Annotated in this window: 25 protein-coding genes; 12 read left to right on the top strand and 13 right to left on the bottom strand. The window is 75.6% G+C overall.

The genetic code is table 11. The features are described 5' to 3' along the window. Positions 1-45 precede the first annotated feature (45 nt). Together BLASA_RS02495 and BLASA_RS02490 are read left to right on the top strand one after the other, a co-directional pair. Positions 46-885, top strand: a complete 840-nt coding sequence (locus BLASA_RS02495) for an HAD family hydrolase (RefSeq protein WP_014374429.1) — start codon at positions 46-48, stop codon at positions 883-885. Positions 886-946: 61 nt separating this feature from the next. Further along, the gene (locus BLASA_RS02490) at positions 947-1,213 is read left to right on the top strand and encodes a hypothetical protein (RefSeq protein ID WP_014374428.1); all 267 of its coding nucleotides are present in this window, start codon (positions 947-949) and stop codon (positions 1,211-1,213) included. A 6-nt stretch (positions 1,214-1,219) separates the two neighbouring features. Here the strand turns inward: BLASA_RS02490 and BLASA_RS02485 are convergent, their stop codons facing one another. Next, the gene (locus BLASA_RS02485; RefSeq protein ID WP_014374427.1) at positions 1,220-2,188 is read right to left on the bottom strand and encodes an aldo/keto reductase; all 969 of its coding nucleotides are present in this window, start codon (positions 2,186-2,188) and stop codon (positions 1,220-1,222) included. A gap of 10 nt (positions 2,189-2,198) precedes the next feature. Further along, positions 2,199-2,987 carry a hypothetical protein gene (locus BLASA_RS02480; RefSeq protein ID WP_014374426.1) on the bottom strand — a complete coding sequence of 263 codons (789 nt, stop codon included), beginning with the start codon at positions 2,985-2,987 and terminating at the stop codon, positions 2,199-2,201. A 68-nt stretch (positions 2,988-3,055) separates the two neighbouring features. Between BLASA_RS02480 and BLASA_RS02475 the strand changes: the two genes are divergently transcribed. Next, a complete protein-coding gene (locus tag BLASA_RS02475; RefSeq protein WP_041775564.1) occupies positions 3,056-3,607 on the top strand; it encodes a histidine phosphatase family protein in 552 nt (183 codons plus the stop codon). Between the two features lie 335 nt (positions 3,608-3,942). Here the strand turns inward: BLASA_RS02475 and BLASA_RS02470 are convergent, their stop codons facing one another. The 3 genes from BLASA_RS02470 to BLASA_RS02460 form a co-directional block, all read right to left on the bottom strand. Next, positions 3,943-4,446: an FKBP-type peptidyl-prolyl cis-trans isomerase gene (locus BLASA_RS02470; protein WP_014374424.1), complete on the bottom strand. Its 504-nt coding sequence runs from the start codon at positions 4,444-4,446 to the stop codon at positions 3,943-3,945. 137 nt (positions 4,447-4,583) lie between these two features. Next, positions 4,584-4,910, bottom strand: a complete 327-nt coding sequence (locus tag BLASA_RS02465) for a tetratricopeptide repeat protein (RefSeq protein ID WP_014374423.1) — start codon at positions 4,908-4,910, stop codon at positions 4,584-4,586. A gap of 40 nt (positions 4,911-4,950) precedes the next feature. Further along, positions 4,951-6,129: a glucose-1-phosphate adenylyltransferase family protein gene (locus BLASA_RS02460; protein ID WP_014374422.1), complete on the bottom strand. Its 1,179-nt coding sequence runs from the start codon at positions 6,127-6,129 to the stop codon at positions 4,951-4,953. 124 nt (positions 6,130-6,253) lie between these two features. On the opposite strand from BLASA_RS02460, the gene BLASA_RS02455 reads away from it, so the two are divergent. Further along, the gene (locus tag BLASA_RS02455) at positions 6,254-7,456 is read left to right on the top strand and encodes an IS30 family transposase (RefSeq protein WP_014374421.1); all 1,203 of its coding nucleotides are present in this window, start codon (positions 6,254-6,256) and stop codon (positions 7,454-7,456) included. Positions 7,457-7,513: 57 nt separating this feature from the next. Here BLASA_RS02455 and def read toward each other — a convergent pair whose 3' ends face one another. Beyond that, entirely contained in the window at positions 7,514-8,071 is a 558-nt protein-coding gene (gene def, locus BLASA_RS02450; protein ID WP_014374420.1) for a peptide deformylase, read from the bottom strand. Between the two features lie 67 nt (positions 8,072-8,138). On the opposite strand from def, the gene BLASA_RS02445 reads away from it, so the two are divergent. From BLASA_RS02445 to BLASA_RS02430, 4 genes are all read left to right on the top strand, one after another. Then, complete coding sequence (locus tag BLASA_RS02445) at positions 8,139-9,152, top strand: cobalamin biosynthesis protein (protein WP_014374419.1); 1,014 nt, start codon at positions 8,139-8,141, stop codon at positions 9,150-9,152. A gap of 107 nt (positions 9,153-9,259) precedes the next feature. Continuing rightward, positions 9,260-9,982, top strand: coding sequence for an ANTAR domain-containing response regulator (locus tag BLASA_RS02440; RefSeq protein ID WP_014374418.1), 723 nt, complete (start codon positions 9,260-9,262; stop codon positions 9,980-9,982). Positions 9,983-10,103: 121 nt separating this feature from the next. Further along, positions 10,104-10,769, top strand: coding sequence for a lysophospholipid acyltransferase family protein (locus BLASA_RS02435; RefSeq protein WP_014374417.1), 666 nt, complete (start codon positions 10,104-10,106; stop codon positions 10,767-10,769). After that, positions 10,766-12,283, top strand: coding sequence for a cobyric acid synthase (locus tag BLASA_RS02430; RefSeq protein ID WP_014374416.1), 1,518 nt, complete (start codon positions 10,766-10,768; stop codon positions 12,281-12,283). The genes BLASA_RS02435 and BLASA_RS02430 overlap by 4 nt, the downstream gene beginning before the upstream one ends. Here BLASA_RS02430 and BLASA_RS02425 read toward each other — a convergent pair. Beyond that, positions 12,270-12,659, bottom strand: coding sequence for an acyl-CoA thioesterase (locus tag BLASA_RS02425; protein WP_014374415.1), 390 nt, complete (start codon positions 12,657-12,659; stop codon positions 12,270-12,272). The two genes, BLASA_RS02430 and BLASA_RS02425, sit on opposite strands and share 14 nt — an antisense overlap. A 38-nt stretch (positions 12,660-12,697) precedes the next feature. Here BLASA_RS02425 and BLASA_RS02420 point away from each other — a divergent pair, with 38 nt between their 5' ends. Continuing rightward, complete coding sequence (locus tag BLASA_RS02420) at positions 12,698-13,297, top strand: MSMEG_1061 family FMN-dependent PPOX-type flavoprotein (protein ID WP_014374414.1); 600 nt, start codon at positions 12,698-12,700, stop codon at positions 13,295-13,297. A gap of 7 nt (positions 13,298-13,304) precedes the next feature. Here the strand turns inward: BLASA_RS02420 and BLASA_RS24765 are convergent, their stop codons facing one another. Next, positions 13,305-13,502, bottom strand: coding sequence for a hypothetical protein (locus BLASA_RS24765; protein ID WP_166486456.1), 198 nt, complete (start codon positions 13,500-13,502; stop codon positions 13,305-13,307). A 171-nt stretch (positions 13,503-13,673) separates the two neighbouring features. Between BLASA_RS24765 and BLASA_RS02415 the strand changes: the two genes are divergently transcribed. Then, entirely contained in the window at positions 13,674-14,174 is a 501-nt protein-coding gene (locus tag BLASA_RS02415) for a type II toxin-antitoxin system PemK/MazF family toxin (protein WP_014374411.1), read from the top strand. Between the two features lie 6 nt (positions 14,175-14,180). Here the strand turns inward: BLASA_RS02415 and BLASA_RS02410 are convergent, their stop codons facing one another. Together BLASA_RS02410 and BLASA_RS02405 are read right to left on the bottom strand one after the other, a co-directional pair. After that, the gene (locus BLASA_RS02410) at positions 14,181-14,396 is read right to left on the bottom strand and encodes a hypothetical protein (protein WP_014374410.1); all 216 of its coding nucleotides are present in this window, start codon (positions 14,394-14,396) and stop codon (positions 14,181-14,183) included. Positions 14,397-14,517: 121 nt separating this feature from the next. Further along, on the bottom strand, positions 14,518-15,579 hold the full coding sequence (locus BLASA_RS02405) for an AbrB family transcriptional regulator (protein ID WP_014374409.1): 1,062 nt from the start codon (positions 15,577-15,579) through the stop codon (positions 14,518-14,520). 197 nt (positions 15,580-15,776) lie between these two features. Between BLASA_RS02405 and BLASA_RS25750 the strand changes: the two genes are divergently transcribed. Both BLASA_RS25750 and cobA read left to right on the top strand, forming a co-directional pair. Then, complete coding sequence (locus BLASA_RS25750; protein ID WP_014374408.1) at positions 15,777-15,950, top strand: L-threonine O-3-phosphate decarboxylase (fragment); 174 nt, start codon at positions 15,777-15,779, stop codon at positions 15,948-15,950. 41 nt (positions 15,951-15,991) lie between these two features. Next, positions 15,992-17,185 carry a uroporphyrinogen-III C-methyltransferase gene (gene cobA / locus BLASA_RS02400; protein WP_014374407.1) on the top strand — a complete coding sequence of 398 codons (1,194 nt, stop codon included), beginning with the start codon at positions 15,992-15,994 and terminating at the stop codon, positions 17,183-17,185. Between the two features lie 24 nt (positions 17,186-17,209). Here the strand turns inward: cobA and BLASA_RS24755 are convergent, their stop codons facing one another. The 3 genes from BLASA_RS24755 to ygiD form a co-directional block, all read right to left on the bottom strand. Beyond that, positions 17,210-17,842, bottom strand: coding sequence for a class F sortase (locus BLASA_RS24755; RefSeq protein WP_014374406.1), 633 nt, complete (start codon positions 17,840-17,842; stop codon positions 17,210-17,212). After that, positions 17,820-18,650, bottom strand: a complete 831-nt coding sequence (locus BLASA_RS24750) for a hypothetical protein (RefSeq protein WP_014374405.1) — start codon at positions 18,648-18,650, stop codon at positions 17,820-17,822. The genes BLASA_RS24755 and BLASA_RS24750 overlap by 23 nt, the downstream gene beginning before the upstream one ends. Positions 18,651-18,791: 141 nt before the next feature. Beyond that, entirely contained in the window at positions 18,792-19,643 is an 852-nt protein-coding gene (gene ygiD / locus BLASA_RS02385; RefSeq protein ID WP_014374404.1) for a 4,5-DOPA dioxygenase extradiol, read from the bottom strand. Positions 19,644-19,668: the final 25 nt, after the last annotated feature.

Below are 19,668 nucleotides of genomic sequence, written 5' to 3'. Positions count from 1 at the left end.
GTGCGGTCCACGTCACACCGCGCCGACACACCTACAGTGACTGACGTGTCCCGTGCCGCGGCGTTCTTCGACCTCGACAAGACGGTCATCGCCAAGTCCAGCACCCTGGCCTTCGGCCGGCCGTTCTTCCACGGTGGGCTGATCAACCGCCGCGCCGTGCTCAAGACCGCCTACGCGCAGTTCGTCTTCTCCCTCGCCGGCGCCGACGCGCAACAGATGGACCGGCTGCGGGCGCAGCTCACCGCCATGGTCACCGGCTGGGACGCCGCCACGGTGCACGAGATCGTCCGGGAGACCCTGCACGAGATCGTCGACCCGCTCGTCTACGCCGAGGCCGCCGACCTCATCGAGGAGCACCGCGCCGCCGGCCGGGAGATCGTCATCGTCTCCAGCAGCGGGGCGGAGATGGTGGAACCGATCGGCGAGATGCTCGGCGTGGACCGCGTCGTCGCGACCCGGATGGTCACCGTGGACGGCCGCTACACCGGGGAGATCGACTTCTACGCCTACGGCGAGCACAAGGCCGAGGCGATGCGGCAGGTCGCCGCCGAGGGCGGGTACGACCTGGCCGACTGCTACGCCTACAGCGACTCGATCACCGACCTGCCGATGCTGTCGGCCGTCGGCCACCCGACCGCGGTGAACCCCGACCGGGGGCTGCGCAAGGCGGCCCTGCAGCACGGCTGGCCGGTGCGGCGCTTCGAGCGGCCGGTGAGCATGCGCGCCCGCTTCTCGGTGCCGCCCGCACCGGTCGTCACCGGCGCTGCCATGGGCGTGGGCGCCGCCGTCGTCGGGCTGGCCTGGTACGCCCGGCACCGGGCGGTGCGCGCGGGGTTGGTCCCGGAGGCACCGGCCCCTTCCCGTCGCCGCCACCGCGGGGCCTGACCCCTCCGCTCCTCCGGCGAGGCGCCCCGGGCCCCGGCCCGCGCTGCGCCATCCTGCCGACGTGTTCACCGTGGTCGTGGCGTGGCTGGCCGTCCTGGCCGTCTGCGTCGCCGCGGCCAGCTTCGGGCAGGCCGCGCGGACCTCCGCCCGGCAGTGTCCGGCACGACGGCGGACCGGGTTGTTCGTCTCCCGCTCCGGGCCGTGGCTGACCGCACTGGCTGCCGCAGCAGCGGGCGCGGCCACCGGGGCATGGCTCCCCGCGGCGGCCGCCGGAGCGGGAGGGATCGTGCTCGTCGCCCTCCTCGGGCTCGGGCTCAGCCCGCACTGAGAGACGTCAGCGGCCGAGGCGCTCCCGGACGCCGTCGACCAGCGTGCGTGCACCCGACACCGGCCGGAAGGCGCGCGCCGCCGCCGTCAGCGCCGCCACCTCGTCGTCGGCCAGGCCGAGCCCGTCGGCCGCGGCGTTGGACTCCAGCTGCGCCACGCTGGACGCACCGGGGATGACCACCACCCGCGGCTGCGCGATCAGCCAGGCCAGCGCCACCTGCGCGGGAGTGGCGGCGTGGGCGTCGGCCACCTCGCGGAGGACGTCGAGCAGCGGTGCGACCCGGCGCAGGTTCTCGGTACCGAACAGCGGGTTGACCGCCCGCACCCCACCGGGCCGGTTCGCCGCCGAGTAGCGCCCGCCCAGCAGCCCCTGGGCGAGCGGGCTGTAGGCGATGACCAGCCGGCCCTCCTGCTCGGCGAAGGGCACCAGGTCGTCCAGCGGCGCCGCGCTCGCCAGCGAGAACTGCACCTGGTTGCTGGCGACGGGCCCACCGAGCGCGGCGTCGGCCGCCCGCCAGCGGCCGAGCGAGTAGTTGGAGACGCCGGCCGCGCCGATCCGGTCCGCGTCGAGCAGGGCGCGCATCCCGGTCATGGTCACCGAGTCGGGCACCACCGGGTTGGGCTGGTGCACCTGGTAGAGCGGGATGCGGTCCAGGCCCAGCCGGCGGGCGCTGCCGGCCCAGCGCTGCCGCACCACCGGCGGGAACGGGGCGACCGGGAAGATCTTGCTCGCGACCACGACGCGGTCCCGCTCCTCGCCGAGGGCCGCGCCGAGGATCCGCTCGCTGCGCCCGAAGCCGTAGATCTCCGCCGTGTCGAACAGCGTGATCCCCAGCTCGCGCGCCCGGCGGACGATGTCGCGGGCCGCACGGTCGGCGTAGCTGTCCCCGTAGCCCCACTCGCGGGACCCGAACTGCCAGGTGCCCAGGCCGATCCGGCTGACCGGGCCGAGCCCGGGGACGTCGAGGGAGCGCATGGCCCCAGTGTCAGCCCCGCAGCAGGCTCTCGCAGATGGCCAGGCCCTCCAGGGCACCGTGCTCGGTGGCGCGGCAGCAGTGCACCAGCCACGCGGCGACGCCTTCGGGCGTGCCGGAGCGGTACCCGGCCAGCGCGTCGGCGTAGGCGTCCCGACCCAGCTCGGCGAACCCGACCTCAGGCACCGACACCGCCTTGGGGTCCAGCCCGCGGGTGATCCCGGTGAGCCGGGCGGCGGCACGGGCGACGACGCCGTCGGCGACCCCGAACGGCGCGAGCGCCGCCAGCTCGCCGTGCACCAGGCCCGCGACGAGCACCGCCGGCACCGTGGTCGCGCCGGTGACGAGGGAGAACAGCCCACCCAGCCGGGCGCCGGCGTGCGGGGCCGGCCGGCCCAGGTCCCCGCTGTCGGCGAGGTCGGCCGCGGCCAGGACGTGCAGCCGGGCCAGCACCTGCCCCGGCGCCTTCGGCCAGGTCTCCACCATGGCGCCGAGCGCCACCGAGGCCCGCAGCGCGCCCTGCACCACCGGGTCGGTCACCGACCCGGCGCGCAGCTCGGCCAGCGGGACGTCGACCCCCGCCAGCGCCGCCGAGGCGCGGGCTCCGCGCAGCGCCGACTCGGTGCTCACGCCGGCCGACTCCCGCCGCAGGACCCGGTGCCCCAGCAGCCGGTCGATGCCGGCCCGGGCGCCGTCGGCGGCCTCCCGGACCCCCGGCAGGTCCAGCAGCGGGGCCAGCGGGTCGGAGGCGCCCGGACGGGCGGCGGGGCGCGCGGCGCCGGGGCGGACGGGGATGCTCACGGCCACGACGGTACGAGGCGGGGCCGCCCGCTCCGCCGCAGGCCCCTGCCCTACGCTCGCTCCTTGCCATGGCCCGACCCGTCACCCTGCTGCTCGTGCGGCACGGGCAGAGCGAGTGGAACGCCGTCGGCCGCATGCAGGGTCAGGTCGCCCATGTGCCGCTGACCCCGCTGGGGCACACCCAGGCGGAGGCGGCCGCCGCCGAGCTGGCCGACCTGCGGCCCGGCGCCGTGCTGTCCAGCGACCTGCTGCGCGCGATCCAGACCGCGGAGCACTGCGCCCGGGCCACCGGGCTGCCGTTCACCACCACCCCGGCGTTGCGGGAACAGGGGTACGGCGTCCTCGAGGGCCGGCCGTCCCGGGAACTGTGGGACGTCGTCGACTGGTCCGACGCGCACTGGGCGGCCGAGGGCGGCGAGAGCCTCGCCGAGCTGCACGCGCGGGTCGCGGCGTTCCTCACCCAGCTGTGCGCGGAGCCGCCGGCCGACGTCGTCGCGCTCGTGACGCACGGGGACACGATCCGGGCGGCGCAAGCGGTCGCAGCCGGGCTGGGGCCCGACGCGATGCCCGCGGTCACCCCGCACAACGGCACGGTGACCCGGCTCGAGATCTGCGGGTGACCTCCCGGCCCGGGCGTCGCTCAGCGGCGGCGGAGCAGGCTTCCGAGCATGCCGGCGATACCACCGGAGGAGGCAGGCGTCCCACGGCCCCGGCGGCCGGTCGTCCGCCCCATGGCGCTCCGGGGCACCCCCCGGCCCGGTCGTCCGGTGGCCCGGCCGCCGCGTGCCGCGCCCCGGGCGGCGCCTCCCGCTGTTCCCAACAGCTTGCCGAGAATGCTCATGCGGCCCCCCTTACCCACGGCCGGCCGGGAGGATCCCGCTGCGCACAGGACCCTGCAGCGAACGGCGCGGCGTGACGGTGCGCACCCAGAAGCCGCCGCTGCGATGTCGGACGGTCAGCCGCTGACCTCCACGAGGTCGATCACGAAGACGAGCGTGGAGCCGCCGGGGATGGGGCCGCTGTCGGCCTCGCCGTAGCCCAGCTCGCTGGGGATGGTGACGACCCGTCGTCCGCCGACCTGCATACCGGTGATCCCCTGATCGAAGCCCGGGATCACCTGCCCCGCACCGAGCGTGACCGGCAGCGTGTCGTCCGCCCCGCGGCTCCAGGAGGAGTCGAACTCCTCCCCCGTCTCGTAGAACGCGCCGACGTACTTCACCGCTACGGACGTGCCGTCCACGGCCTCCTCGCCGTCGCCGACCACGACGTCCTCGACCACCAGTTCGTCCGGCGCGGGCGCGTCCGTCGGCGGGACGTCCGGCGCCTCGGACAGGTCGGTCGAGACCTCCTCGGCCACCTCGGCCGCCGCCGGGGGCGTGGCCTCCTCCTCGCCACCGCCGCAGGCGGCGAGGGAGAGGGTCAGGGCGAGCAGCGCCCCGGGAACGGTGCGGCGGGTCATGGGATCTCCTGGCCGAGCAAGGGCTCGTGTCGGTGCGGCGGACCGGGACGGTGCTCGCGGCGGGCAGTCGGGTCGAGGCGCGTGCAGTGCCCTCGGGCCATCGTCCCAGAGGACGCCGGACCGCCGGCTGGACCGGTTCAGGCAGCGCCGAGCGCGTCCGCCATCCGGTGGTGCACCGCCGCCTCGGCCGGCCGGCTCTGCCGCTCCAACGTCCGGGCCAGCGCGCGGCGGGCCCAGCCGTTGCTGGGCGCGAGCTCCACCAGCCGGCTCAGCGACTCCTCGGCGGGACCGAGCTGGGCCGAGCCGTAGTAGGCGCGAGCGAGCAGCTCCAGCGCCGCCTCGTTGCGCGGCTCGGCGTCGACGACGGGCTGCAGCATGCGCGCGGCCTCGGCGGGCTGACCGATGTTCAGGAAGAGGTCGGCCCGCAGGAACTCGGAGTGCAGGTCGAGTTCGAACTGGGACATGGCCGGTGCAACGCGCCCCCGGTCCGGCCGCTTCCCGGCCTCACTTCTCCGGCTCGGGGTACCGGGCGCCCGCCGCCAGCTCGGTGCCGTCGGCGACCCGCGCCTCCCGGCCGACGAGGGTGATCTCCCCGTCGCCGCCGACGGAGGCGTCCGCGCCCACCTCGACCCGGTCGTCGAGCACCGCGCGGGTCACCGTCGCGCCCGAGCGCACCCGGACGCCGGGCAGGAGCACCGAGTCGACCACGGTCGCGCCCCGCTCGATGACCACGCCCGGCGAGATGACCGAGCCGCGCACCTCCCCGCCGACCCGGGTGCCACCGGAGATCAGGCTCTCCTCGACCACCGAGCCGCTCAGCACCCGCGCCGCGCTGTGCCGGCCACCCCGGGTGTGCACCGGCCACCGCGGGGCGTCGAGGTCCAGCGGCGGCTCCTCGGCGATGAACTCCCGGTGGGCATCCCAGTAGGCCGGGATCGTGCCGACGTCGCGCCAGTAGCCGCCCAGCGGGTAGGCGCGGGCGAACCCGTCGGCGGTCTGCGCGGGCAGCAGGTGGGTGCCGAGGTCCTCCAGCCCCTCCTCCCCCACCTCGGAGTTCAGCGCCTCCAGCCGGTCGAGGGTGGGGGTCGGGGAGAAGACGAAGACCTCGTTGGTCGCCGTCGTCGTCGCCGGGTCGTCGGGCTTGTAGGCGTAGCCGGTGATCCGGTCGCCGTCGGCGACCTCGACGATGCCGTAGCGCGGGGCGTCGTCGGCGGCCACCTCCGTGGTCACCATGGTCACCTCGGCGCCGGAACCGAGATGGGCCTCGACCACCTCCCGGTAGTCGAGCTTGTAGACGGCGTCGGCGCTGACGACGACCAGCGCGTCGGCCTCGAACTCGCGGATCTGCGCCGCCTGCCGCCACAGCGAATCGGCGGTGCCGGTGTTCCACCCGCCACGCTCGGTCCCCTTGTAGGGCGGCAGGGTCAGCAGCCCGCCGGCCGTGCGGTCGAGGTCCCACGGCCGGCCGTTGGACAGGTGGTCGTGCAGCGAGGTGGGGTGGAACTGGATCGACACCCAGACGTCGGCGATCTGGGAGTTCTGGCAGTTGCTCAGCGGGAAGTCGATGAGCCGGTAGATCCCCGCGAACGGCACGGCGGGCTTGGCCCGCTGCTCGGTGAGCAGTTCGAGGCGGCCGCCGGCACCACCGGCGAGCACGAGGACGAGAATCCGCGGGAGGGCCATGCTGCCCCCGCTACCCCGTGCCCGCCGGGCACACCCGCGCCCCGACGATGTGCGCTGGTGCGCAGTTCCACCGACTTGGGTTCAAGGAGTCGACGCAACACCTCGATGAGACGGGGTGGTGTCGATGGGAGCAACGGGACATGTACCGCTGCCGCAGGAGGTGCGTCGGCGGTTCTGGCAGCTGATCGCCGCGGGATCCTCGACCGAGGACGCCTCGGCAGCCGTCGGGGTCACCGGCAGCACCGGGCGGCGATGGTTCGTCGAGGCCGGCGGCATACCCCCTGTGCAGCTGGCCGAGCCCAACGGCCGCTATCTGTCCGTCAGTGAGCGTGAGGAGATCGCGCCGGATCGGGCGGCCGGTCTGGGCGTCCGCGAGATCGCCCGGCGGTTGGAGCGCAGCCCCTCGACGATCAGCCGGGAACTCGCTCGCGGCTGTCTGACGCGCCGTCCGGCCGGCCGCTACAAGGCATCGGTCGCCCAGGCCCGCGCCGAGGCCCGGGCGCGCCGGCCCAAGCCGGCCAAGCTGACCCAGCATCCGGTGCTGCGCGACTGGGTGGCCGACAAGCTCGAGCACCTGCAGTGGAGCCCGGAGCAGATCAGTCATCGGCTGCGGCTGGCGTTCCCCGACGATGAGTCCATGCGCATCAGCCACGAGGCGATCTACCAGTCCCTCTACGTGCAAGGCCGGGGTGCGCTGCGCCGTGAGCTGGCCGTCTGCCTGCGCACCGGCCGGGCGCTGCGCAAGCCGCGGCGGCGAGCCGATGGCCGCCGTGAGCGGATCAAGGACAAGGTGATGATCTCCGAGCGGCCCGCCGAGGTCGCCGACCGCGCGGTGCCCGGACACTGGGAGGGCGACCTGATGGTCGGCAAGGACAGCGGCTCGGCGGTCGGCACGCTGGTCGAGCGCACCACCCGGTTCACCATGCTGCTGCATCTGCCAGCCGATCACGGCGCCGAAGCCGTCGCCGCCGCAATCACCGCCAAGATCACCACCATGCCGGTCGCGCTGCGCCGCACGCTGACCTGGGACCAGGGCATCGAGTTGGCCCGGCACGCCGAGATCACCATCGCCGCGGACCTGCCGGTCTACTTCTGCGATCCGCACAGCCCCTGGCAGCGCGGCAGCAACGAGAACACCAACGGCCTGCTGCGCCAGTACCTGCCCAAGGGCACCGACCTGTCCGGGCACAGCGCCGCCGACCTGGACGCCATCGCCGACAAGCTCAACGGCCGCCCTCGCAAGACCCTCGGCTTCCACACTCCGGCCGAGGAACTCGCTCGACTATTGTCTGATGATCAACTAGCCGGTGTTGCGTCGACCAGTTGAATCCGCCCGACTCGAACTGCACATCCGCGCACACCGTCGCTGGGGCCGGCACCCCGGTCAGGCGGGCAGGTCGCCGCCCGGCCCGGCGGCCTCGGCGAGCAGCCGCTCCCGCTGCTCCTCCGGCAGGAGATCGACGTAGACGGTGCCGTCCAGGTGGTCCACCTCGTGCTGGAGGCAGCGGGCCGCCATGCCGGTCGCCTCGATCGACACCGGGTCGCCGTGCAGGTCCACCCCGTCGACGCGCGCCCGGAAGGCACGCGGCAACTCGGCGTAGGGACCGGGCACCGACAGGCAGCCCTCCTCGGTGACCTCCTCCGCCGGGTCCTCGCCCACCGGGTCGAGGACGGTGAGCGAGGGGTTCACGACGTAGCCGACGACGTCCGCACCCTCGGCGTCGGGGCAGTCGATCACGAACACCCGGGCGTCCACACCGATCTGGTTGGCCGCCAGCCCCACCCCGTCGGCGGCCTCCATGCTGGCGAACATGTCGAGCACCAGCCGGCGGAGCCCGTCGTCGAAGGCGGTCACCTCCACGCAGCGGCGGTGCAGGACCGGGTTGCTGCCGTAGGTGACGATCGGCCGGGCGACGCCGTCGTAACGGCCGAACAGGCGCATGACGCACGATCCTAGGGACGCCGGACCGGCCCGGCAGCGGCCACCGGGCGCTTGGCACCATGACGCCGTGCCGCGCCCCGCCCCCGATCCGGCGACCGCGCTGGGCCTGGCCCTCGGCGTGCTGGCCGACGTCGCCCTGGCCGACCCCCGGCGGGGGCACCCGGTGGCCGGGTTCGGGACCGTCGCCGCGGCGGCCGAACGCCGGCTCTGGCGCGATTCCCGTCCGGCCGGCGCCGGCCACTGGGCGCTGCTCGTCGGCGGCACGACGGCGATGGGGGCCGCGGCCGACCGGAGCACCAGGCAGCGGCCGGTCCTGCGCACGGTGACCACGGCGGCCGCCACCTGGGCCGTGCTGGGTGGCACGTCCCTGGGCCGGACGGCCGGCCGGATGCACGACGCCCTGGCGGCGGGCGACCTGGACGCCGCACGGGCGATGCTGCCGAGCCTCGCCGGGCGGGACCCCAGCGCTCTGGACGAGGCGGGGCTCGTCCGCGCGACCGTGGAGTCGGTCGCCGAGAACACCGCCGACGCCGCCGTCGCCCCGCTGTTCTGGGCCGCGCTGGCCGGGCTGCCCGGCCTCCTCGGCTACCGCGCGGTCAACACCCTCGACGCGATGGTCGGCCACCGCTCGCCGCGGTACGCCCGGTTCGGCTGGGCGGCCGCGCGGGCCGACGACGTCGCCAACTGGGTGCCCGCCCGGCTCACCGCGGCGCTGACGGTGGCGTGCGCCGCGCCGGCCGGCGGCTCGGCGGCCGGGGCGTGGCGCGCCTTGCGGCGGGACGGCGCCGCGCACCCCAGCCCGAACGCCGGTCGCTGCGAGGCCTCCCTGGCAGGGGCGCTCGGGCTGCGGCTGGGCGGCCGGAACGTGTACGGCTCGCGGGTGGAGGACCGGCCCGCGCTGGGAAACGGACGTGCACCCGCGACGGCGGACATCCCCCGCGCGGTGCGGCTGTCCCGGGCCGTCTGGCTCGCCGCCGCGGGGCTGGCCGTGGCGGTCCGCGCGGTGCGCGGTCGCGGAGCCGGGCGGTACCGCCCCGCAGCGGCGGGCCACAGGGCTGCGACGGGAGCAGCGCGGACGTAGGGTCCTGCCATCGGAGCGGCCGGCCCGGTGGGCCGGTGGACACCTCGTCGAGCCCGCGGCGCCGTGGACCTGCCCTGCCGGGTACGCCTCGGCCGAGGAGTTCGACCATGTCGTCACCGACCCTTGCCCGTTCCCGGTCGACCACCCGCCGTTCTCCCGTCGGCGGCCCGGACCCCTCCTGCGCCGTTCCCCGGCGCACGGACGCCGCGCCGGGCACGGCCGGGCGCTACCGCTACGACCCGCGGGCCGACACCTGGTGGTGGTCCGCGCAGATGCACGCCGTGCTCGGTCTGGACCCGGCCGTCACCGCGCCGTGCACGGAGACGCTGGTCGCCGCCCACCACCCCGACGACGGCGGGCGGGTCCTCGCCGCGCTGACCGACTGCGGCGCGGGCCAGGCGTTCGTGCTGGAGACCCGGGTGGTGCGGCCCGGCGGAGCGGAGCGCGTGGTGGTGCTGCAGGGGAAGCCGGCCCGGGACGACGCCGGGAACGTCCGCGCCGTCGAGGGCACGTGCCTGGACGTCACCGGCTGCCGCCCGCCCGGGCCCGACGCGGAGGTCCGGTCCCTGCGGACGGAGGTGGCGCAGCTGAAGACCGCCATGGCCAGCCGCGCGGCGATCGAGCAGGCCAAGGGCATCCTCATGCTGCTGGTCGGCTGCGGCGAGCAGGCGGCGTTCGACCTGCTGGCCCACATCTCCAGCCACACCCACCGCAAGATCCGGGACGTCGCCCAGGCGATCAGCGGGTCGGCCGCGGGCGACGCCCCGCTGCCCGCCGAGGTCGGGCGGATCCTGCGCGACGCCTGTCCCCCGGCGCGGCCGCTTCCCTGAGGCGGGTCCTCGGGCCGCCGCCCGGTCGTCGCGCCGGTTCGGGCAGGATCGTGGGCAGCGCGTGGCGTCCGCAGCAGCGGTGCCCGCCGCCGCGGCGCGGAGCCGCCGAGGAGGGAGCCCGATGTTCTACGTCCTGGCCACTTTCGTGCTGCGGCCGCTGTTCTTCGTCCTGTGCCGGCCGCACATCACCGGCCGCGAGAACGTGCCGCTCGACCGACCGGTGATCCTCGCCAGCAACCACCTGTCCTTCATCGACAGCATCGTCATCCCCCTGACCGCGCCCCGCCGCGTCGCCTACCTGGCGAAGGCGGAGTACTTCACCGGCCGGGGGTTCAGCGGCTGGGTCACCCGCACGCTGTTCACGGCGCTGGGCGCGTACCCCGTCGAGCGGGAGACCCACCGGGCCGCGCAGTCCGCCCTCGACACCGCCCTGGGCATCCTGCGGGACGGGACCGCCTTCGGCCTCTACCCCGAGGGGACCCGGTCCAAGGACGGCCGGCTGGCACGCGGCAAGACCGGCGTGGCCTGGCTGGCGCTGACCGCCGACTGCCCCGTCGTCCCGGTCGCGGTGCACGGCACCGACCGGGTGCAGCCGGTGGGCGCCAGCTGGCCGCGCCCGCACCGCGTCACGATCACCTTCGGCAAGCCGCTGACCTTCCCCGAGCACCGCGGTCAGGCCAACCGCAATCGGGCCCGCCGCGAGGTCACCGACCGGATCATGGTGGCGATCGCCGAGCTGTCCGGTCAGGAGACGGCCGGCTGGGACCTGCCCCGAGAGGCGGTGTGAGCGGCGCGCTGCTCGTCGCCGGCACCACCTCCGACGCCGGGAAGTCCGTGGTCACCGCCGGCATCTGCCGGTGGCTGGTGCGCCAGGGCGTCTCGGTGGCGCCGTTCAAGGCGCAGAACATGAGCAACAACTCCATGGTCACCGCCGACGGCGCGGAGATCGGCCGGGCGCAGGGAATGCAGGCGGCCGCGGCCCGGGTCCAGCCCGAGGCGGCCATGAACCCGGTACTGCTGAAGCCGGGCGGCGAGGACTCCAGCCAGGTGGTGGTGCTGGGCCGGCCGGTCGCCGAGGTCACGGCGCTGTCCTACCGGCCGATGAAGGCAGCGCTGCTCGAGCAGGTCCTCGGCAGTCTGGCCGACCTGCGCGCCCGGTTCGACGTCGTCGTCTGCGAGGGCGCCGGCTCCCCCACCGAGATCAACCTGCGGGCCGACGACATCGCCAACATGGGCCTGGCCACCGCGGCGGAGCTGCCGGTGCTGGTCGTCGGCGACATCGACCGCGGCGGCGTCTTCGCCGCTCTGCACGGCACCGTCGCGCTCATGCCGCCGGCCGACCAGCGGCTGGTCGCCGGCTTCCTGGTGAACAAGTTCCGGGGCGACGTCCGGCTGCTCCGCCCGGGCCTGGACCGGCTGAGCGAGCTCACCGGGCGGCCCACCCTCGGTGTGCTGCCCTGGCTGGGCGGCCTCGACCTCGACGTCGAGGACTCCGTCGGCATCGGACGGACGCCCGCGAGCGCCGGGCCGCCGCACGGCGAGGAGGTGCTGCGCGTCTCCGTCCCCCTGCTCCCCCGGCTCTCGAACGTCACCGACCTCGACGCGCTGGCTGCCGAGCCGGGTGTGCTGGTGCGCTACGCCACCCGCCCCGAGGAGCTCGCCGACGCCGACCTGGTCGTGCTGCCGGGCAGCCGGGCGACGGTGGCCGACCTGGCCTGGCTGCGCTCGACCGGCCTGGCCGACGCCGTGGCCCGGCGGGCGGCCGACGGACTGCCCGTGCTCGGCATCTGCGGCGGGCACCAGATGCTGGCCCGCACCATCACCGACGACGTGGAGTCGCGGGCCGGGACGGTGCCGGGGCTGGGGCTGCTGCCGACCGACGTCCGCTTCGCCCCGGAGAAGACGCTGGCCCGCCCGGTGGGCACCGCCCTCGGCCACCGGGTGCGCGGCTACGAGATCCACCACGGCGTGGTGACGGTCGACCTTGCCGGGGAGGCTGCCGCCGAGGCATTCCTGGACGGGGCGCGGGCCGGATCGGTGTTCGGCACCACCTGGCACGGGGCCCTGGAGAACGACGGGTTCCGCCGGGCCTTCCTCACCGAGGTCGCCGGGCTCACCGGCCGCCGGTTCGTGCCCGCGCCGGACACCGACTTCGCCGCCGTGCGCGAGGCCCGGCTGGACCGGCTCGGCGACCTCGTCGCCGAGCACGCCGACACCGACGCGCTGTGGCGGCTGATCGAGGCCGGGCCTCCGGAGGGGCTGCCGCTGCTGCCGCCGGGCGCCGGGTTCAGCCCTCCGTGAGCCGCGCCCGCACGTCGTCCGGCCAGGGGGTGGGGCGGCCGTCCGCGAGGGCGACGTAGGTGTTGCGGACGACGCAGCACACCCGCTCGCCCACGCGCACGGTGAACCGCACGGTCACGCTGGTGCGGCCCACCTTCTCCGTCTCGGCGTCCACGGTGACGGTGTCGCCCCAGCGGGCGGACGCCGTCCACTCCAGCGAGCTGGCCTTGACCACCGGGTCGATGCGGCGGGCGACCAGCTCGTCCCACGCCAGCCCGTGGGCGGCCCACCACCCGTTGGAGGCCTCGTCGGCCCAGGTCAGGTAGTGAGCGTTGAAGACGACGCCCTGCTGATCGCACTCCACGTAGCGGACGGGGGAACTCCAGACCTCGGGCACGGTCGCCCACGCTAGCCGGGGCCGACTACGGTCTCGGCGTGGATCCCGCCCCCGCCGCCCTGACCGCCTACCGCGCGCCCTCGCAGCGGGTGCTCGACAAGGAGATCCACGCCCTCGACGCCTACTGCCGCGACTTCATCGGGCTGTCGCCGTTCGCCACCCTCGCCACCGCGACGGCCGACGGCTGGCCGGACGTGTCACCGCGCGGCGGGGATCCCGGCTTCGTGCACGTGCTGGACGAGCGGCGGCTGGCACTGCCCGACCGGCTGGGCAACAACCGGATCGACAGCCTGCACAACCTGGACGCCAACCCGCGGGCGGCGCTGATGTTCTTCGTGCCGGGGTTCGACGAGACGCTGCGGGTCTACGGCACGACGTCCGTGGTGGACCCGGGCGAGCTCGACGTCGACCTGACCGAGTTCGGCAAGCCGCCGCTGTCGGTGCTCGTGCTGTCGGTGGTGCGGGCCTACTTCCAGTGCCCGAAGTCGGTGATGCGGTCGGGGCTGTGGGACCCCGAGCGCCGGGTGGACCGCTCGGCCTACCCCTCGTTCGGCACGGTGCTGCGCGAGCACTGCCGGGACACCACGATCCCCACCGACGACGCCGTGATGCGGGCCGCGCTGACCGAGGAACTCTGATCGCGGCCTAGCTGGCGCGCAGGTCGCGGGCGAGCCTGCGGTCGGCCACCGCCCGTTCGGCGAGCGCGCGCACGCGCACCCGGCGGGGTCTGCGGTCGGAGCCGAAGTACCGGGCGTCCTCCACCAGCTGGAAGGCGGCGAGCACGCTCGCCTTCACCTCACGTGCCCGCGGGACGGCGGGTCGTGCCGGCTCTGCCGATGTCATGGAGACCCCCTTCTCCCGGGGAGCCGCGACGCTCCCCGCGGCTCCATGGTTGCCCCCCTTTCGGCGCACCGAACCCTCACGGTGACCAATTGGTGTCGATGGGTCACATGTGGCACGGGGTGACCGATTCGTGTCCGGGCACCGGCCGGAAGGGTCCGTACGGTGCTGCCCATGGCTGCACCTCGACGACTCGGGCGGACGGCGGCGCGGCTGGCGGGGCGCCTGCTCGGACACCTGTCGCGCGGCCGCCGGGCGCCCGCCGGGTCCCGCCCCGCACCGCGAGGCGACGCCGTCGACGTCTCCTACCGCCCGCACGACGACGACCGGCCCGACCCGGGTGAGGTGGTGTGGGCGTGGGTGCCGTACGACGAGAACGACGGCCGGGGCAAGGATCGCCCCGTGCTGGTCATCGGCCGCCGCGGGGAGGAGCTGGTCGGGCTCATGCTCAGCAGCCAGGACCACGACCGGGACGCCGCCGACGAGGCCCGGCACGGGCGGCGCTGGACCGACATCGGCACCGGCGCCTGGGATCCCCGGCGGCGGCCGAGCGAGGTCCGGCTGGACCGGTTGCTGGTCCTCGACCCCGCCACCGTCCGGCGCGAGGGCGCCGCGCTGGACCGCGCACGGTTCGAGCGGGTGGTCGCCGAGGTGCGGCGCGTGCAGGGCTGGTGACCGCCGTCAGTCGGCGAGCCGGTCCTCGCGGGTGAGCTTCTGGGCGGGCGGGCGCAGGTGGTAGACCCCGGCCTGCTCACCGACGACCTGCAGGTCGTACCGGTGCACCACCTTGGGCCCGCCGTGCAGGTGCACGTGGGTCACCGTGGGCAGCGGGTCGCCGTGCCGCGCCGCCCGGATCTGCACCCTGCCGTCGAGGGGCCCGCCGACGAACAGCAGCACCGCATCCTGGTCGCCGGTGTCGGACCCGGGCCCGATCTCCTCGGACAGTTCGCTCTCCTCCCGCTCGCGCGCCGGTCCACGAGAGTAGGCCCGCCGCGGCGGTTCGGGCAGCGCTGCACGCTCAGCCGGGCCGCGACCGCCGCAGCCAGCGGGCGACCAGCGGCGCGCTGAAGAGCATCACGAACAGCCGCAGCACCTGCACCGACAGCACGAAGGTCGTGTCGGCGCCCGAGTCGCGGGCCGTGGCGAGGACGGCGTTGAGGCCACCGGGTGTCGTCGCCAGGTAGCCGTCGAGCGCACTGGCACCGGTGACCCCGGCCAGCAGGACGCCGAGCCCGGCGCACGCCACGATCAGCGCGGTGGTGATCCCCAGGGCGACGGGGAGCACCCCGCCGATGGCGCGCAGGCTGCCCCAGGTGAAGCTGACACCCACCTGCAGGCCGATCCCCAGGAAGGCGGCGTCCTCCAGCAGGCCGGGCACCTCCGCGCCCCCGGAGAGCCCGGTGAGGTCGACGATCGCGGCGACGACGAGCGGGCCGAGCAGCGCGGCGACCGGCAGCCGCAGCAGCCGCCCGCCGGCCACGCCGGCGACCGCGCAGGCCCCGGTGAACGCCAGACCGGCGACCCAGCCGGCCCCGCCACTGTCCGGGACGATGCCCGCATCGGCGGTGGCGCCGTAGGCGGTGGTGGCGACCACCGGCATCAGCAGCACGATGAGCAGCACCCGCAGGTACTGCAGGACGGCGACCGTCCGCTCGTCGGCGCCGAGTTCGCGCGCCATCACCGCGATCCCCGCCGCCCCACCGGCGATCATGGCGAAGGCACCGGTGACCGGGCTGATCCCCCGGTGCAGCTGCAGCGCCGACCCCGCCAGCAGGCTCAGCGCGAGCGTGCCGAGGGTGACCAGCAGGACCGGCAACCAGTCCGCCGCCACGGCCCGCAGCGCGCCCGGCTCGACCAGCGCACCCACTGCCACCCCGATGACGGCCTGCGCGGCGATGCCGGCGGGCTCGGGCACCCGCGCGGGGCTCCGGACGGCCAGCGCCCGGACCAGGCCGGCGGCGAGACCGCCGAACAGCGCCGGAGTGGGCATCCCCGCCAGGTCGAGCAGCAGGCCGACGACGACCGCGCCGGCCACGACGAGGGCGGCGTCGAGCAGCTTCGCACTCCGCCGTCCCCGCACGGCGGTCACTCTGCCGGTGCCCCGCAGGGGGGCGCGCGAGGGGGCAGCCGGAGGTGATCCGCCGCAGCTCGGGCAGCGTGCGTGTCGAAGGCCGCCCATCGTTCTCCGACCCGTCCCATGACCGCGACGGGGGCGTGTCCCGCTCGCCTGCCAGAGTGGGGACGTGACCCCTGGCCCTGCGGGAGGCCGGCTGGGCGGTGCGGCGCGGGGAGACCTTCCCGGGCCTGACCGCCGACCACCTGCGGGTCGCCGTCCGCGATCCGGACACCTCCCGCGCCGTCGCCGCAGACCTCGCTGCGATCCTGGGCGGGACAGCTCGGCCCCGCTCCGCAGCGGTGGCCGTCCCCGCCGGCCCCGAGGAGATCCGCTGAACGCCACCCCGGTCCCCCCGGAGTCGGGCTCGGTCTACCCGGTGGGCCTCCGGCTGCGCGACCGCCTGGTGGTGGTCGTCGGCGGCGGCCGCGTCGCGCACCGGCGGGTGGCCGGCCTGCTGGAGGCCCGTGCCCGGGTCACCGTGGTGAGCCCGGAGGTCACCCCGGCGGTGGAGTCGCTCGCGGCGGCCGGGCGGATCACCTGGCTGCGGCGCCCCTACCGGTCCGGCGACCTCGACGGCGCCTGGTACGCGATCGCGGCGACCGACGACCCGGGGGCGAACGCGGCCGTGGCGGAGGAGGCCGAGCGGGCCCGCATCTTCTGCGCCCGGGCCGACGACCGCGCCGCCTCGAGCGTGTGGACGCCGGCCATCGGCCGCCAGGGCGACCTGGTCATCGGCGTGCACGGCGGCGGCGACCCGCAGCGCGCCATCGGCGTCCGCGATGCGATCATCACCGGGCTGACCGACGGCACCGTCGGCGACCGCGCCGCCCGGCACGTCGCGGGCGGCAGCGTGGTGCTCGTGGGCGGTGGGCCCGGCGACCCCGGGCTGATCACCGTGCGCGGCCGGCAGGCCCTCGCCCACGCCGACGTCGTCGTCGCCGACCACCTCGGGCCCCAGGCGCTCCTGGCCTCGTTGCCCCCCGAGGTCGAGGTCATCGACGCGTCGAAGCTGCCCCGTGGCCGGTCGATGGCCCAGGAGCGGATCAACGAACTGCTGGTCACCCACGCCCGCGCCGGGCGCCGCGTCGTCCGCCTCAAGGGCGGCGACCCCTTCGTCTTCGGCCGCGGCATGGAGGAGCTCCAGGCCTGCGCGGCAGCCGGCATCCCCGTCGAGGTCGTCCCCGGCATCACCAGCGCCGTCGCCGTCCCCGCCCTGGCCGGCATCCCCGTCACCCACCGCGGCCTCACCCACGAGTTCGTCGTGGTCTCCGGCCATCTGCCCCCCGGCCACCCCGACTCGCTCGTCGACTGGCCGGCCCTCGGCCGGCTCCGCGGCACCGTCGTCGTCCTCATGGGCGTGGACACCGCACCGGCCATCGCCGCCACCCTCGTCGAGCACGGCCGCGCACCCGGCACCCCGGTCGCCGTCATCAGCGACGGCTCCACCCCCACCCAGCGCACCGTCCGCACCACCCTCGCCGAGCTGCCGAGGACCCTCCCCGACAGCGGCATCCGGCCACCCGCCGTCTGGGTCGTCGGCGAGGTCGCGGGGCTCCTCCCCCAGCCCTGAGCAGGGCCGCGAGCTCCCGCGGAACTACCGGGCGGCGGAGACCGTCGCGAACACCACCGTGTTGTCGGTGCTCGTGCCCGCGCGGTCGTCGAACTCCCCACCGCAGGTCACCAGCGCGACGTCGGCGCCCTCCGGGTGCCCGTTGAGCGTGTCCGCGAGCGCGGAGGTCGCCTTGCTCAGCCCGGTGCGGGGCGCGCCCAGCACGGTCAGGTGGAGCACCTCGCCGCCGGAGTCGCGCAGGACGACCTCGTCCCCCTCGCGCAGTTCGTGCAGTCGGTCGAACACCGCGGAGCCCCCGGACTGCTGGTGTCCCAGGATGACCGCCATCTGCCCGGAGCCCGGCGCCGGTCCGTCGGACCACCACGACGCGGTGGCCATCGACTCCGGGACCCCGTAGCCGTCGAGGGCCTCCCCCGTGAAGGGGTTCTCGTACCGGACGGTGCCCCGGGACTCGACCTCGGCGTCCACGCCGATGGCGGGGACGGCGAGGCCGGTCGGGACGATCGACCCCGCGGCCGCGACCTCGCCCACCTCCGCGCCGGGCTGCACTCCCGGACCGGGGCGTGCCCCGACGACGAGGACCACCGCCACGGCCGCGGCCAGGAGGACGAGGACGCCGGCGACGGCGCCGGGATCAATCCGTCGAACGAACCGCACGCCACTGCCTCCGGTACGCGGCCGCGCCGGCGCCGGCCAGCAGCGCCAGCGCACCGGCGAGGGCGGCCGGCGCGTCGCCGTCGCCGTCGTCGTCGGCGCCCGTCGGCGCGTAGCCCGGGTAGACGACCGGCTGCGCCACCGGCTGCGGCGCTGGCGCGGCCGGCGGGGCGGGAGCCGGAGGCGCCGGCGGCTGCGGGGGCTCCGGAGGCGCGGCCGGCAGCGTGGGCATGCAGGCCGGCAGGGTCTCGGCGAGCAGCTCCAGCCCCTCGACGATCGACGAGTCCGCCACGACGGCCGGGGCGGCCGCGCCCGCGAGGATCTGCCGCAGCTGCCCGGCGAGATCGGGGAGCCCCTCCGGCCCCCCGCCGGCGGCCGCGCCCTGGAGCGCGGCGCGCAGCTCGGCCACCAGCGCCTCGAACTCGGCCGGGATCGCGATCAGCCCGCCGACGATCAGGTCGACGCTCTGCGAGATGCCGTCCACGCACTCGTCGGGGAGCCGGAGGGCCGCGGCCAGCTGCCGCAGCGCCGCGCCCAGCTCCGGGGGGACCTCCGGCGACGGTGCGGGCGCCGGCTCCTCCGTCCCGCCGGGTGCCGTCGAATCCGTGCCGGGCAGCGCTCCGCCACCGACGGCGTCCGCGACCTCCTCCTCGACCACCTCTGCCACGGGCACCGGGACCGCTCCCGGGAGCGCCGGCTCCTCGGCCCTCGCCAGGCCCGGGACGACCACGAGGGCGGCGGTGAGGCCGGAGGTCGCCAGGACCTGGCGACCACGGGAACCGCGGGAGCGGAGCGGGGCATGCGTCGACAAGGGGGCCTCCCGGCCTCAGGGCGTGCGCGACATCACTGCCCAGCCGTAACGACGCGACACAGGTACCGGTGACGACGTCCGCGATTCCCTCCGGGGTGTTCTCACCGACTGTGATGGGTCACCCGAGTAGTCGTGAGCTCCTCAGATGTTGGCGCCATCCGGCGGGGGTCCGTCGGGCAGCGCCGCCGCGATGCCGGAACCCGAGACCTCGGGGGCGTCCATGCCGACGGTGTAGGCGGTCATCGACAGCGAGCCGTACGCGTAGCCGTCGACGAGCACGTCCACCGGGGCGTCGGTGGCGCCGGCGACCCCCGCGACGTAGAGCAGCGGCAGGAAGTGGTCCGGGGTCGGGACGGCGAGGTCGAAATCGCGGTGCCCGTCCAGCCGGCCGATCTCCGCGGGGTCGGTGAGCATCCGCTCCTTGGCGTCCTCGTCGAACCGCTGCGCCCAGTCGAAGCCGGCATCGGGGAGGGCACGGCTGACGCCCCCGAGGTTGTGGACGACGTTCCCGCTGCCGATCACCAGCACGCCGTCCTCGCGCAGCGGCGCCAGGGCCGCGCCCAGCTGCAGGTGGTAGTCGAACGGCTTGAGCGCGTTGATCGACAACTGCACCACGGGGATGTCCGCGTCGGGGAAGGCGTGCCTCAGCACCGACCAGGTGCCGTGGTCGATCCCCCAGCTGTCCAGGTCGGCGCCCACCCACGTCGGGTGCACGATGTCGGCGATCTCCTCGTACAACCCCGGCAGTCCCGGCGGCTCGTAGCGGACGTCGAACAGCTCGCGCGGGAACCCGAAGAAGTCGTGGATCGTGCGCGGCCTCGGCATGGCGGTCACCGCGGTGGCCTGCACGTACCAGTGCGCCGAGACGACGAGGATCGCCCGTGGGCGCGGCACCGACCGGCCGAAGGCCTGCCAGGCCGCGGTGTACCGGTTCTTCTCCAGCGCGTTCATCGGGTTGCCGTGGCCGAAAAACGCGGCAGGCATCACAGGCATGACCGACCTCCTCTGTCGTCACCGG

This window comes from Blastococcus saxobsidens DD2 (assembly GCF_000284015.1).
Classification (GTDB): Bacteria; Actinomycetota; Actinomycetes; order Mycobacteriales; family Geodermatophilaceae; genus Blastococcus; species Blastococcus saxobsidens_A.
The sequence above is the reverse complement of the archived record's forward strand: the minus strand, read 5'-3'. Positions and strand labels throughout refer to the sequence as shown.

What these genes read in the sequence shown, in the direction of transcription:
- BLASA_RS02485 (WP_014374427.1), bottom strand. Translation starts at nt 2,188, where the DNA reads ATGCGCTCCCTCGACGTCCCCGGGCTCGGCCCGGTCAGCCGGATCGGC.
- BLASA_RS02475 (WP_041775564.1), top strand. Translation starts at nt 3,056, where the DNA reads ATGGCCCGACCCGTCACCCTGCTGCTCGTGCGGCACGGGCAGAGCGAG.
- BLASA_RS02470 (WP_014374424.1), bottom strand. Translation starts at nt 4,446, where the DNA reads ATGACCCGCCGCACCGTTCCCGGGGCGCTGCTCGCCCTGACCCTCTCC.
- BLASA_RS02465 (WP_014374423.1), bottom strand. Translation starts at nt 4,910, where the DNA reads ATGTCCCAGTTCGAACTCGACCTGCACTCCGAGTTCCTGCGGGCCGAC.
- BLASA_RS02460 (WP_014374422.1), bottom strand. Translation starts at nt 6,129, where the DNA reads ATGGCCCTCCCGCGGATTCTCGTCCTCGTGCTCGCCGGTGGTGCCGGC.
- BLASA_RS02455 (WP_014374421.1), top strand. Translation starts at nt 6,254, where the DNA reads ATGGGAGCAACGGGACATGTACCGCTGCCGCAGGAGGTGCGTCGGCGG.
- def (WP_014374420.1), bottom strand. Translation starts at nt 8,071, where the DNA reads ATGCGCCTGTTCGGCCGTTACGACGGCGTCGCCCGGCCGATCGTCACC.
- BLASA_RS02440 (WP_014374418.1), top strand. Translation starts at nt 9,260, where the DNA reads ATGTCGTCACCGACCCTTGCCCGTTCCCGGTCGACCACCCGCCGTTCT.
- BLASA_RS02435 (WP_014374417.1), top strand. Translation starts at nt 10,104, where the DNA reads ATGTTCTACGTCCTGGCCACTTTCGTGCTGCGGCCGCTGTTCTTCGTC.
- BLASA_RS24765 (WP_166486456.1), bottom strand. Translation starts at nt 13,502, where the DNA reads ATGACATCGGCAGAGCCGGCACGACCCGCCGTCCCGCGGGCACGTGAG.
- BLASA_RS02415 (WP_014374411.1), top strand. Translation starts at nt 13,674, where the DNA reads ATGGCTGCACCTCGACGACTCGGGCGGACGGCGGCGCGGCTGGCGGGG.
- ygiD (WP_014374404.1), bottom strand. Translation starts at nt 19,643, where the DNA reads ATGCCTGTGATGCCTGCCGCGTTTTTCGGCCACGGCAACCCGATGAAC.